12 protein-coding genes are annotated in these 12,978 nt (G+C 73.1%); 11 read left to right on the top strand and 1 reads right to left on the bottom strand.

Annotation, left to right across the window (positions count from 1 at the left end):
- Positions 1-55 precede the first annotated feature (55 nt).
- A complete protein-coding gene (locus tag AB3388_RS19205; RefSeq protein ID WP_495406917.1) occupies positions 56-1,987 on the bottom strand; it encodes a flavin-containing monooxygenase in 1,932 nt (643 codons plus the stop codon).
- 341 nt (positions 1,988-2,328) lie between these two features.
- Here AB3388_RS19205 and AB3388_RS19200 point away from each other — a divergent pair, with 341 nt between their 5' ends.
- From AB3388_RS19200 to AB3388_RS19150, 11 genes are all read left to right on the top strand, one after another.
- Positions 2,329-3,183 (top strand): alpha/beta fold hydrolase, encoded by an 855-nt coding sequence (locus tag AB3388_RS19200; RefSeq protein ID WP_495406916.1) that lies wholly within the window; start codon positions 2,329-2,331, stop codon positions 3,181-3,183.
- 76 nt (positions 3,184-3,259) lie between these two features.
- A complete protein-coding gene (locus AB3388_RS19195; RefSeq protein WP_495406915.1) occupies positions 3,260-4,243 on the top strand; it encodes an ABC transporter substrate-binding protein in 984 nt (327 codons plus the stop codon).
- An 83-nt stretch (positions 4,244-4,326) separates the two neighbouring features.
- Positions 4,327-5,178, top strand: coding sequence for an ABC transporter permease (locus AB3388_RS19190; protein ID WP_495406914.1), 852 nt, complete (start codon positions 4,327-4,329; stop codon positions 5,176-5,178).
- Positions 5,175-5,960 carry an ABC transporter permease gene (locus AB3388_RS19185; RefSeq protein ID WP_495406913.1) on the top strand — a complete coding sequence of 262 codons (786 nt, stop codon included), beginning with the start codon at positions 5,175-5,177 and terminating at the stop codon, positions 5,958-5,960. Before AB3388_RS19190 ends, AB3388_RS19185 begins: the two co-directional genes overlap by 4 nt.
- Before the next feature lie 5 nt (positions 5,961-5,965).
- Entirely contained in the window at positions 5,966-6,784 is an 819-nt protein-coding gene (locus AB3388_RS19180) for an ABC transporter ATP-binding protein (protein ID WP_495406912.1), read from the top strand.
- 3 nt (positions 6,785-6,787) lie between these two features.
- A complete protein-coding gene (locus AB3388_RS19175) occupies positions 6,788-7,732 on the top strand; it encodes a LysR substrate-binding domain-containing protein (RefSeq protein ID WP_495406911.1) in 945 nt (314 codons plus the stop codon).
- On the top strand, positions 7,732-8,589 hold the full coding sequence (locus AB3388_RS19170; protein WP_495406910.1) for an SDR family NAD(P)-dependent oxidoreductase: 858 nt from the start codon (positions 7,732-7,734) through the stop codon (positions 8,587-8,589). The genes AB3388_RS19175 and AB3388_RS19170 overlap by 1 nt, the downstream gene beginning before the upstream one ends.
- The gene (locus tag AB3388_RS19165) at positions 8,586-9,674 is read left to right on the top strand and encodes a cupin domain-containing protein (protein ID WP_495406909.1); all 1,089 of its coding nucleotides are present in this window, start codon (positions 8,586-8,588) and stop codon (positions 9,672-9,674) included. Before AB3388_RS19170 ends, AB3388_RS19165 begins: the two co-directional genes overlap by 4 nt.
- A gap of 17 nt (positions 9,675-9,691) precedes the next feature.
- Positions 9,692-10,573, top strand: a complete 882-nt coding sequence (locus tag AB3388_RS19160) for a fumarylacetoacetate hydrolase family protein (protein ID WP_495406908.1) — start codon at positions 9,692-9,694, stop codon at positions 10,571-10,573.
- A 10-nt stretch (positions 10,574-10,583) separates the two neighbouring features.
- The gene (gene larA, locus AB3388_RS19155; RefSeq protein WP_495406907.1) at positions 10,584-11,864 is read left to right on the top strand and encodes a nickel-dependent lactate racemase; all 1,281 of its coding nucleotides are present in this window, start codon (positions 10,584-10,586) and stop codon (positions 11,862-11,864) included.
- Positions 11,807-12,961: a glycerate kinase gene (locus tag AB3388_RS19150; RefSeq protein ID WP_495406906.1), complete on the top strand. Its 1,155-nt coding sequence runs from the start codon at positions 11,807-11,809 to the stop codon at positions 12,959-12,961. The genes larA and AB3388_RS19150 overlap by 58 nt, the downstream gene beginning before the upstream one ends.
- Positions 12,962-12,978 lie beyond the last annotated feature (17 nt).

Below are 12,978 nucleotides of genomic sequence, written 5' to 3'. Positions count from 1 at the left end.
GCGAGCGACGAGGGCCCCGACCGCACCGGCGGTCGGGGCCCTCGTCGGGAGCGACTCAGCTGAAGTCGAAGTTCTCCACCTGGACGTCCCGGGTCAGCTTCCAGTAGTCGAGGATCGGGAAGGGCCAGACCTGCGAGACCCGGCCGGTGCCCTTGTTCTTGTACCAGCTGTTCACGCTGCTGACGCCCCAGGAGGCGAGCCGGTTCGCGGCGTCCACCTTCTCCTGGTAGGCCGCCAGGACCTCGGGCCTGACGTCGATGGTCCGCTGCCCGGTGGTGAGCAGCAGCCGGATCGTCTGCAGCAGGTAGTGGACCTCGAGCTCCGACATCAGGATCAGGCTGCCGTTGATCACCAGGTTGGTGTTGGGCCCGAAGACGACGATCAGGTTCGGGAAGTCCGGCACGTGCATGCCGAGGTAGGCGGTCGCGTCGCCGGCCCAGCGCTCGTGCAGGTCCGCGCCGCCCCTGCCGGTGATGGTCATCGGCGTCAGGAAGTCCGAGGCCTTGAACCCGGTGGCGTAGATGATCACGTCCACCTGGTGCTCGACGCCGTCCGCGGTCAGGACGCCCTTCTCGGTGATCTCGACGATCCGGTCGGTGACCAGGTCGACGTGGTCACGCTTGAGCGCCGCCGGCCAGACGCCGTTGTCGCGCATCATCCGCTTGGCGCCCGGCGTGTAGGTCGGCATGACCTTCTCGAGCAGGTCCGGCCGGTCGCCGAACTGCTTCTCCATGTGCGCGGTCAGCACCTGGCGCAGCTCCTCGTTGCGGGCCGACACCGAGATCGGGTGCTCCCACTCGGGGTCGACGACCATGAACGGCCGGCGGCCCTCCACCGAGGTCCAGAACTGGAAGAAGCGGTACCAGCGGTGGTAGTAGGGCACGTGCCGGAACAGCCACGACAGCCCGGTCGGCAGCTCGTCGTGGTAGTCGGGAGCCGGGAGCATCCACGGCGGCGTCCGCTGGAACAGGTGCAGCTCGGCGACGTCGTCCACGATCGAGGGCACGACCTGGTAGGCGCTGGCGCCGGTGCCGATGACGGCCACCCGCTTGCCGGTGAGCGACTCGTCGTGGTTCCACTGCGCGGTGTGCCACGACGGGCCGGCGAAGCGGTCCTGGCCGGGGATGTCGGGGAAGTTCGGCCGGTTGAGCTGCCCGACCGCGGTGACCACCATGTTCGCGGTGATCGTGTACTCCGCGCCGTCCTTGGGCTGCACCCGCACGGTCCAGGTCGCGGTGTCCTCGTCGAACGCCGCGGCGACCACCTCCTGCTCGAAGCGGATGTGGCGGCGCAGGTCGAAGTCCTCGGCCACGTCGCGGAAGTAGTGCCAGATGGCGTCGCGGGCGGAGAACCGGTGCGGCCAGTTGTCCTTCTGCGCGAAGGAGTAGCTGTAGGCGAAGTTGTTGGTGTCCAGCCGGCAGCCCGGGTAGCTGTTCTCGTACCAGGTGCCGCCGACGTCGTCGTTCTTCTCCAGGACGACGAAGGGGACGCCGGCCTGCTCGAGCCGGTGTGCGGTCACCAGACCGGTCATGCCGGCCCCGACGACGACGACGGAGAAGTCGCGGTCGGGGGCGAGCTCGGCCTTCGTCCACTCCGGCGCGCCCGCGTCGACCGGCATGGCCAGCTCGTGGGCGAGCAGCGGCTGGTACTCGCCGGGGGCGTCGCCGGTCACGAACTCCATGAGCTCGGTGACCTGCTCGGGCTCGAGGTCGCCGTGCAGCCGGTAGCCGCCCTCGCGGTAGCGCAGCAGTGCCTGCAGGGCCAGTTCCCGCGCCCGGTCCTGGGCCTCCGGGGTCATGCCGCCCTGCGGGTCCACGCCGGCCGCGGTGAGCCGCATGTTCGGGCGCAGGCTGCGATCGACCAGACCCAGGTCGCCGGTCACCTGCGCCAGCGCGGGGAGCAGGGACGGCAGCTCGGCGTCGAGCAGGATCTGCCGGAGGCGGTCCTCGTCCTCGGAGAACGGCTCGGGGATGTGGGCGATCGCCATCGATGGTTCCTGCCTGTCTGGGGGGCGCGGCGCAGGGTTCGGCCGCCGCGAGGTGGAAACTGTCTAGCAACGGTCAGAACCGGCCCGCCAATACTTGGAACGCCTCCGGTGATCTCCCCGAGGAATGACAGCGGTCGGTGAGGGGTCGTCCCGGGCATGACGGGACGCGCCGGTGTCGATTCCCTGGAGTGCCAAGGGGCCTGAGCTCTGATTCCTGTGGGGAATCAGTTGGTCAGCGGCATGCATTGGAGTCATCGGTCACGGGCTGTTGTGATGCCAGTCACCAGCCGTTTCTGCCCTGCCGCTCCGGGGCCCGCCGATACCGAGGACCGATGCAGCCGATGACCCAGTCCGTCGCGCCCCTGGCGCCGAGCGCGGACGTCGTCGCGGTGGGCGGTGCGCGGGTGCGCGTGCTGCGGGCGGGCGGAGGCGCCCCGCTGGTCTACCTGCACGGCGTGGGCGACCTCGGCGGCTGGCTCCCGGCGCTGGCCGACCTGGCCACGGACCGGCGGGTGATCCGACCGGACCACCCCGGCTTCAACGGCAGCGAGGACGCGGCGGCCGTCGACTCGATCGGCGCGCTCGCCGAGCACACCCTCGCGCTGCTCGACGCCCTCGGGATCGAGCGGGCGGACGTGGTCGGCACCTCCCTCGGCGGGTGGATCGCCGCCGAGCTGGCGCTGCGCGCCCCCGATCGCGTCGGCCGGCTGGTGCTGGTCGACCCGGCGGGTCTCGAGGGCACGGTCCGGGGCCCGTCCATGTACGACGTCGATCCCGACGAGCTCGTGGCGCTCACCTGCGGCGACGCCGACTCCCTGGCCGCCGGCCGCGGTCGCGAGGCGGCCGTGCGGGCCGACGCGGCGCTGCGCACCCGTCGCGCCCGCAATGCCTCGGCCGCCCGCCGGCTGGGCGGGCCGGCACTGACCGACCCCGGCCTGGCCGCCCGGCTGACCGGGCTGCGGGTGCCGACGCTCGTGGTCTGGGGCGAGCTCGACGGGCTGCTGCCCGCACAGCTCGGCCGGGAGTGGGCCGCTGCCATCCCCGGCGCCCGGCTGCACGTGGTGCCGGGCGCGGGTCACCTGCCGCTCGTCGACCGTCCGGCGGAGTTCACCGCCCTGGTCCGCGACTTCCTCGCGGCGGACCCGGCCCTCCCGGCCGCGGTCGCCACTGCTCCTGCCGGCTCGGTAGCTCGGTAGGTCCACGGATTCCGGCCGCGCCGTGCGGACCGGTGCACAGAGAACACCAGGCGCAGGCCTCATCGCGGAGGTAAGTGTGAAGATCACGAAGTACGTCGCCGGGGTCACGCTCGTGGCCCTGACGGCCGCGTGCGGCGGCGGCAGCTCGGCCGCCGAGGGCGGCGACGGCGGGGACAGCTCCGGCGGTCCGGCCACGCTCAACGTCGCCTACGTGCCCTATAACGGCAACGCGCCGACCTTCCTGGGCATCGACCAGGGCATCTACGACGATCACGACATCACGCTGGACATGCAGGTCGCCCAGGCGCCGGCCGCCGCGATCTCCAGCCTCGTCAGCGGTGACGTGCAGATCGCCTTCACCACGATCGTCACCCTGGTGACGGCGGTGTCGCAGGGCACCCAGATCCGGTGCGTCACCCCGGTGGACGGCACGGTGAGCTCCTCGGACGACCAGCTGTCGACCGCCACGATGGTCCGGGCCGACAGCCCGGTGCAGACCCAGGCCGACCTCGAGGGCAAGAGCGTCGGCGTCGTGGCGCTCGGCTCGCAGAACCACCTGTTCACGCTGCAGGAGGCCGAGAAGGCCGGCATCGACCCGAAGAGCGTCAACGTCGTCCAGATCCCCTTCCCGCAGATGCAGCAGGCGCTGGAGTCCGGCCAGGTCGACGCGGTCGTGTCCACCCAGCCGTTCACCGCGCAGATCCAGGCCGCCGGCGGACGGGTCGTCAACTGGCCCGAGGCCGAGCTCAACGAGGGCGGCAACGGCACCTGCTACGCGGCCTCCGCCCAGTACATCCAGGAGAACCCGGACGTCGTCAAGCGGTTCGTCGAGGCGCACACCGAGGCGATCAACTACGCCAAGGACCACGTCGACGACGCCCGCGCGACCATCCCGAACTACATGGACGTCCCGGCCGAGGTCGCCAAGAGCGCCGTCCTGGGCGTGGACTACAACGCGGAGCTGAACACCGACTCGATCGAGAAGTTCGAGAAGTCGATGAAGCAGTTCGGGTTCATCGAGGACGACGTCCCGGTGGACGAGCTCGTCTACACCCCCTGACCGACCGGGGAGGCGCCGCCGCCGCGGCGCCTCCCCGGCCGTCGTCCCGACACCGGCGAACCGAGCAGAAGAGATCCAGGCGTATGAGCACATCCCTCCTCACCCCCCGGGACGCGGTCACGCCGCGCCCGGCTCCACCCCCGCGCAAGACGTGGGCGCGGGCCCGCCGGATCGCGGTCTCCCTCGCCGGCGTCGTCGGGTTGCTGCTCCTGTGGCTGGTGCTCGGCGCAACCGGCGTGCTCGACCCGGACGCCATCCCCGGACTGCCCGACACGGCCGCCGCGCTGGGCACGGAGCTGGTCAGCGGCGACTTCTGGGCGGCGCTCGGCGCGACGCTGTCCGGCTGGGGGCTCGGGCTGCTCGTCGGGTCCGTTGCCGGGCTGCTGCTCGGCACCCTGATCGGCCTGTCCTCGGTGCTGCAGGTCAGCACGGCGGTGGTCGTCGAGTTCCTCAAGACCGTCCCGATCATCGCGATCCTGCCGCTGGCGATCCTCGTGCTCGGCACCACGCTGACGATGAAGGTCGCGCTGGTCGCGTTCGGGGTCCTGTGGCCGCTGCTGGTGCAGACGATGTACGGCGTCAAGGCGATGGACCCGGTCATCCGCGACACGGCCACCGCCATGGGGATCGGCCCGGTTCGCCGGTTCTTCGTCGTGGTGCTGCCCTCGGCCGCGCCCTACATCGCCACCGGCCTGCGGGTGGCCGCGTCCGGGGCGCTCATCCTCACCGTCGTCGTCGAGCTGATCGCCGGCGGCTCCGGGCTCGGCGTGGAGATCTCCACCGCCGCGATCTCGGGCGCGCCGGCGCTGCCGGCCATGTACGCCCGCATCGTGGTCGCCGGGATCCTCGGCTTCCTCATGGCCGCGCTGCTCGGCCGCCTCGAGCGCCGCGTGCTGCGCTGGCACGAGGCCTACCGGCCGGGAGGTGCGGCATGACCCGCGCGCGACGGATCACCCTCACCCTGCTGCTCGGCGTCTGGCTGCCGATCGCGCTGATCGCCGCGTGGTGGTTCGGCTCGGCGGGCTCGTTCGACCCGTACTTCCCGCCGCTGCAGTCGATCGTGGACCGGCTGGCGAGCCTGTGGTTCTTCGACGGGATCACCGAGAACCTGCTGCCCAGCCTGGGCCACCTCGCCGTCGGCTACCTGCTGGCCGCGGTGGTCGGGATCGGCGTCGGCGCGCTGCTCTGGCGGCTGCCACCGCTGGCCACCGCGCTGCACCCGGTCATCTACTTCCTCTACGTGCTGCCGTCACCGGCGCTGCTCCCGGCGGTCATGCTGATCTTCGGGCTGGGCACGGCGATGAAGGTCTGGATCATCTTCTTCACCGCGGTGTGGCCGGTGCTGCTCAACACCGTCGACGGCCTGCGCGGCACCGACACCGTCAAGCTGGACCTGGCGCGGTCGATGAACCTCTCCACCCTGCAGACCCTGCGGCTGGTCGTGATCCCGTCGGCGGCGCCGCAGATCTTCGCCGGCCTCCGCACCGCCCTGCAGTTCGGGATCATCCTCATGGTGGTCAGCGAGTTCGCCGCGGCCACGGAGGGGATCGGCTACTTCATCCTCTACGCCCAGCAGACCTTCCGGACGATGGACATGTGGACCGGGATCCTCGTCCTCGGCGTCGTCGGATCGATCCTCAACTTCCTGTTCCTCCGACTCGAAAGGCGAGTGCTCCAGTGGCACTACCGCGCACGTACAGCCCTGAACATGGTGTGAGCACGGTGAACCCCGCCCCCGCCACCGCCGAGGACCGCCCGACCGTCGGGACGCCGGTGCTCGAGGCCCGGTCCGTCCAGAAGGCCTACCGCACGGACGACGGGCCGAAGGTCGCCGTCCAGGACATCAGCTTCAGCGTCGCGCCCGGCGAGTTCGTCTGCGTCGTCGGCCCCAGCGGTGCCGGCAAGACGACCCTGCTGCGCTGCCTGTCCGGTCTGATGCCGGCGACCAGCGGCGAGACCCTCTTCGAGGGCAAGGCGATCCAGCGGGTGCCCGACCGGCTGTCGGTCGTCTTCCAGGACTACAGCCGCTCGCTGTTCCCCTGGTCGAAGGTCGCCGCCAACGTCGAGCTGCCGCTGAAGGTGCGCAAGGTGCCCAAGGAGCAGCGGGCGGCGCGGGTCGCCGAGATGCTCGACGCCGTCGGCCTCTCCGGGGCCGGCAACAAGTACCCCTGGCAGCTGTCGGGCGGCATGCAGCAGCGGGTGGCGATCGCCCGGGCCCTGGCGTTCCGGCCGGATCTGCTGCTCATGGACGAGCCGTTCGCCTCGGTGGACGCCCAGACCCGGTTCGAGCTCGAGGACATGATCCTGCGGGTCCGCGACGAGTTCGGGGTCACGGTCGTGCTCGTCACGCACGACATCGACGAGGCGGTCTACCTCGCCGACCGGATCGTCGTGCTCTCCCAGGCGCCCAGCTCGGTCCAGGAGATCGTGCCCGTGCCGCTGGACCGCCCGCGGAACCAGGCGGTCACCCGCAACGACCCCGAGTTCGCCCACCTGCGGACCCGGATCCTCGAGATGGTGACCGGGCCCCGGCCCAGCTGATCCATGGAACTGCGACACCTCCGTTACTTCGTCGCCGTCGCCGAGGAGCTCCACTTCGGCCGCGCCGCCGAACGGCTGTTCATCGTCCAGCCGGCGCTGTCGAAGCAGATCGCGGCGCTGGAGAAGGAGCTCGGCGTCGAGCTGTTCGTCCGCACCAAGCGGCACGTGGAGATGACGCCGGCGGGGACGGCGCTGCTCGAGGACGCGCGGCAGGTGCTGGCCCAGGCCGAGGGAGCGAAGCTGCGCGCCCAGCTGGCCAGCCGGGGCGAGGTCGGCGTGCTGGAGGTCGGCTTCGTCGTCCCCGTGCTCTACGACCTGCTGCCGCACATGCTGCGGGCGTTCCGGGCGGAGTTCCCGACCGTCCGCCTCTCGCTGCACGAGCTGCACAGCCGGGAGATCACCAACGGGCTGATGAGCCGTGACCTGCACGTCGGGTTCAGCCGGCTGCCGATCAGCGGGGACGGCGACAGCCTGCGCGTGCTCCCGCTGGTGGAGGAGCCGGTGGTGGTCGCCGTCCCGGAGACGCACCCGTTCGCCGCCCGGGAGACGGTCGCGCTCGCCGACCTCGCCGACGAGGACCTGATCCTGATCACCCGGTCCGAGGAGCCCGAGCTCTACGACGCCCACGTCGCGGCGTGCGCCGCGGCCGGGTTCAAGCCGCGGGTCGCGCACCAGGTGGACCGCACGCACGTCGCGGTCGGCCTGGTCGCCGGCGGGCTGGGGATGTGCTTCGTCCCCTCCTCCGCGGAGCTGACCGCGCACCCCGGGGTCGCCTACCGGCCGCTGGTCGACCCCAGCCCCCGGATCACCTTCGGGGCCATCTGGAACCCCGAGGCCGTCGCCCCCGTGCTGCAGAACTTCCTCTCGCTGCGGCCGTGGGCCGGCGTCCGCAACGGCGTGCCGGCCGACGCCGCCCGACCGCTACCCCTCCACGAAGGAGCCGCCTGATGACCGCCTCGCCCCCGGCACCCGACCGTGCCGCCGTGCTGGACCGCCTCTTCGACGTCTCCGGGCTCGGCGCGGTGGTGACCGGCGCGGCCAGCGGCCTCGGGCTGGCCGTCGCCGAGGTCCTCGCCGAGTGCGGTGCCCACGTGACGCTCGCCGACGCCGATGCCGAGTCGCTGGCCGTCGTCACCAAGGAGCTGGCCGGGCGCGGGCTGTCGGTCCGCAGCGCGGTCGTCGACGTCGCCGAGCCCGACGCCGTCGACGAGCTCCTGCGGACGGCGTCCGAGCAGCCTGGCGGGCTCTCGATCGTCTTCGCCAACGCCGGCATCTCCGCCGGCACCGGCCCGACCACGCCCGAGGGACAGCTCACCGCGGTCGACCGCGACCGCTGGGACCGGGTGATCGCGATCAACCTCGGGGGCGTCTTCTCGACGCTTCAGGCGGCGGCGAAGTACGTGACCCGCGACGGGCGCGGGCGGGTCGTCGTCACCTCGTCGGTCGCCGGCCTCGGCGGGGACCCGATGGTCGGCTACGCCTACGCGGCCAGCAAGGCCGGGGTCATCGCCCTGGTCAAGCAGGCCTCGGCCGACCTCGGCCGGGACGGCATCCTCGTCAACGCCATCGCCCCCGGGTCCTTCCGCACCAACATCGCGGGCGGCCGGATCAAGACCCCGGGCGCCGCCGAGCAGTTCGCGCAGACCACCCTCGTCGGCCGGCTCGCCGAGCCGAGCGAGCTGCAGGGGCTGGCCCTGTTCCTCGCCTCGCCGGCGGCCGGCTACGTCACCGGCGCCACGTTCGTGATCGACGGCGGCGCCACCGCCATGCGCCAGCTCCCGCAGATCGGAGGAACCGACTCATGACTCTCTCCACCGACACCGAGGCGGAGCTGGAGGAGTTCTACCGGGACCTCGCCGCGGTGGACCTGCGGCCGCTGTGGACCATCACCGAGCAGCTGCTCACGCCCACCCCGAGGCCGAAGTCCATCCCGTGGCTGTGGTCGGCGGCGACGATGAAGCCGCTGGCCCGCCGGGCCATCCAGCTGGTCCCGGTGGAGCGGGGCGGGGAGCGGCGGGTGCTGAGCCTGCAGAACCCCGGCCTCGGCGGCCGGCCGTACGCGGCGGGGACGCTGTGGGGCGCGCTGCAGTGCCTGGGCCCGCGCGAGGTCGCGCCGGCGCACCGGCACACCCCGGGCGCGATCCGCTGGGTGCTCGAGGGCCAGGGCGTCTGGACGACGGTCGACGGCGACGCCTGCGACATGCGCCCGGGCGACCTGATCCTGACCCCGTCGATGAACTGGCACGACCACGTCAACGGCGGCGACGAGGAGATGTTCTGGTTCGACGGGCTCGACCTGCCGATGATCGAGGCCCTCGACGGCGTCTTCTTCGAGGAGTACCCGGGGCCGGGGGAGAGCCAGCCCGAGCCCGCGGAGCACAACACCTCCGAGCGCACGCACGCCGGCGGCACCCGCTACGTCGACGGCGCCGTCGACGGGCCGCTGAGCCCGGCCCCGTCGCCGCTGCTGATCTACCGCTGGGCCGACACCGCCGCCGAGCTCGACCGCCGGGCGCAGGGCAGCGACGAGGCGCTGACCGCGATCGAGTACGTCAACCCCACCACCGGCGCCAGCGTGCTGCCGACCCTCGGCTGCGCGGTGCACCGGGTGCGCGCCGGCCGGGCCACCACCCCGGTCCGCCGCTCGGGCAACGCCGTCTACGTCGTCTACCGGGGCGCCGGGTCCAGCGTCATCGACGGGCAGCGCTTCGACTGGGGGCCCGGCGACATGTTCGTCGTCCCGTCCTGGGCGGCCGTCGAGCACGCCGCCGAGGAGCAGGCGGACCTCTTCGTCCTCACCGACGCCCCGGTGCTGCGCGCCCTGGGCATCTACCGCGAGCAGGCGCTGCCCGGCCCGCAGGCCGTCACCAGCACCTTCACCCCCCGCTGAACTGGAGCACCGAACACGTGAAGCTGGCCCTCTTCGACGACAACCGCCTCGGCGTCGTCACCACCTCGCCCGACGGCGACACCGTCGTCGACGTCACCGACGCGCTGCCGTGGCCGCACGATCCCGACGCGCTGACCGCCGGCTGGTGGCGGGCGCTGTGCCGGGACTACGCCGGGCTCGCGCCGGCGCTCGCCGCCGCGGCGGCCCAGGGCACGCCCCGGCCGGTGGCCGAGGTGGAGCTGCGCGCCCCGGCGCTGGCTCCCACCAAGGTCATCGCCGCCGCCAGCAACTACGGCGACCACGTCGCCGAGATGCACGGCGTCCAGGAGCGGACGCTCGGCAAGGTCGAGCACTGGATGATGAACTTCGACGTCTTCCTCAAGGCGCCGTCGTCCATCGTCGGCCCCGGCTCGGACGTCGTGCTGCCGCCGGACGTCGTCGCCGCCGGCCACGAGGTGCACCACGAGTCGGAGCTGGTGATCGTCATCGGCCGCGGCGGCAAGGACATCCCGCTCGAGGCGGCGATGGACGCCGTCCTGGGCTTCACCGCGGGACTGGACATCACCGTCCGCTCGGCCGCCGACCGCTCCCGCCGCAAGAGCTACGACAGCTTCAGCCCGCTGGGCCCGTGGCTGGTCACCCGCGACGAGATCGGCGACGGCGGGGACCTCGGCATCCTGCTGACCAGCGGGGGAGAGGTGCGGCAGTCGGTCAACACCCGCGACCTGCTCACGCCGGTCCCGCAGATCGTGGCGTACGCCTCCACGATCATGACGCTCAACCCCGGCGACGTGATCTTCACCGGCGCCCCGCCCGGGGTCGGCCCGATCGCGGCCGGCGAGAAGCTGGAGATGACCATCGGCGGCATCGGCTCGATGACCGTCGCCGTCCGGGAGTGACACTGCTCCCGTGACCTCGGTGACGCTGGCCTACGGCCGGACCGGGCTGACCGTCGACGTCCCGGACGACGCGGCGGTGATCACCCCGGTGCACACCGCCGCGGCGCCGGACGTCGGGGCCGAGCTGCGGCGCGCGCTGCGCGAGCCGGTGTCCGGGCCGCCCCTGCGCGAGCGGGTGCGGCCCGGGCAGACGGTCGCGATCTCGGCGTGCGACATCACCCGGGCACAGCCGCGGCACCTGATGATCCCCGCGCTGCTCGAGGAGCTCGACGGCGTCGTCGACCTCGACGACGTCGTGATCCTGGTGGCGACCGGCACCCACCGCGCCAACACCGAGGCCGAGCTGCGGGCGATGTTCGGCGACGCCGTCGTCGACAGCGTGCGCATCGTCAACCACGACGCCCGCGCCCGCGACACCCACCGCTTCGTGGGCACGTTCGGCGACGGCGTCCCGGTGTGGCTCAACGAGCTCTGGGTCGACGCCGACGTGCGGCTGACCACCGGCTTCGTCGAGCCGCACTTCTTCGCCGGCTTCTCCGGCGGCCCCAAGATGATCGCCCCGGGACTGGCCGCGCTGGACACGGTCCTGGTCCTGCACGACGCGAAGCGGATCGGCGACCCGCGGGCCACCTGGGGGATCACCGAGGGCAACCCGGTGCACGACGACGTCCGCGCGGTCGCCGCCGGCACCGGGGCCACGTACGCCTTCGACGTCATCCTCAACCGCGAGCAGGAGGTCATCGCCGCGTTCGGCGGCGACCTGCTGCCGATGCACGCCGCGGCCGTGGCGGCGGCACGCGGCGTCGCCATGGCGCCGGTGGACGCGCCGTTCGACGTGGTCGTGACGACCGGCTCGGGCTATCCGCTGGACCAGAACCTGTACCAGTCGGTGAAGGGCATGTCCGCCGCCTCCCAGGTCGTGAAGCCCGGCGGGCTGATCGTCTGCGCCGCGGAGTGCGTCGACGGCTTCCCCGACCACGGCTCCTACCGGGAGGTGCTCACCTCGGCCGCCTCCCCGCAGGAGCTGCTCGACGTGATCTCCGCGCGGGAGGTCACCGTGCCCGACCAGTGGCAGGTGCAGATCCAGGCTCGCATCCAGGCGCGCAATCGGGTCATCATGCACACGTCGCATCTGTCGGACGACGAGCTCGCGGAGGCCCACCTGGCGCAGACCGCCGACATCTCCGAGGCCGTCGCGGCGGAGGTCCGCGACGTGGGCCGGGGAGCGCGCGTGTGCGTGCTCCCGGAGGGCCCGCAGACGATCCCGTACGTCCGGAGGGCCGGCCGCTGAGCACCGTCGTCGTCGCGCTCGACAAGTTCCGCGGCTCGCTGACGGCCGTGGAGGCCTGCGCGGCGCTGGTCCGGGGGCTGCAGGCCGCCGGGGCGGACGCGGCCGCGCTCCCGGTCGCCGACGGCGGGGAGGGCACGGTGGGCGCCGCCGTCAGCGCGGGCATGGGCGCGATCCACCGTCAGGTCAGCGGCCCGGCGGGGGAGCCGGTCGACGCGGTCCTCGCCGTCTCGCGGGAGTCCGCGGTGGTGGAGCTGGCCGAGGCCTCCGGCCTGCACCTGCTCGCCGAGCGGCAGCCGCTCACCGCCACCACCCGCGGGACCGGGGAGCTGATCCGCGCCGCGCTCGACCTCGGCTGCCGGTCGGTCGTCCTCGGCGTCGGCGGCAGCGCCACCACCGACGGCGGCGCGGGGCTGCTGGAGGCGCTCGGGGCGCGGCTGCGCGACGCGGACGGCCGGCCGCTGCCGCCGGGCGGCGCAGCGCTGCGCGACCTCGCCGAGCTCGACCTGTCGGGCCTGGACCCGCGACTCGCGGACACCCAGCTCACGCTGGCCAGCGACGTCGACAACCCGCTGCTGGGCCCGAACGGCGCGGCCGCGGTCTTCGGCCCGCAGAAGGGCGCGACCCCGGAGGACGTCGCCGTCCTCGAGGCCGGGCTGACCCGCTGGGCCGAACGGGTGGCCGCCGCGACCGGCCGCGACCTGGCCGAGCAGCCCGGCGCCGGCGCGGCCGGCGGCACCGGGTTCGCCGCGCTCGCCGTCCTGGGGGCGCGGATGCGGCCGGGCATCGACGTCGTCCTCGACGCGGTCGGCGCCGACCGCGCCCTCGCCGGCGCTGCGCTGGTCGTCGTGGGGGAGGGGAAGCTGGACGAGCAGAGCCTGGCCGGCAAGGCGCCGGTCGGGGTCGCCCGCCGCACCCCGCCCGGCGTCCCGGTGGTCGCGGTCTGCGGCGACTGCACCGTGTCCCCGGAGCGGCTGCGCGAGGTCGGCATCGGCGCGGTGCACACCCTGGTCGAGGAGGCCGGCGGCGACCGCGACCGGGCGATGGCCGACGCGGCGGAGCTGCTGGAGCGGATCGGCCGGCGGCTGACGTCCGGCTGAGCTGGCAGGCTCGCGGC

Source organism: Geodermatophilus sp. SMS 5-13, from assembly GCF_059428245.1.
The sequence above is the reverse complement of the archived record's forward strand: the minus strand, read 5'-3'. Positions and strand labels throughout refer to the sequence as shown.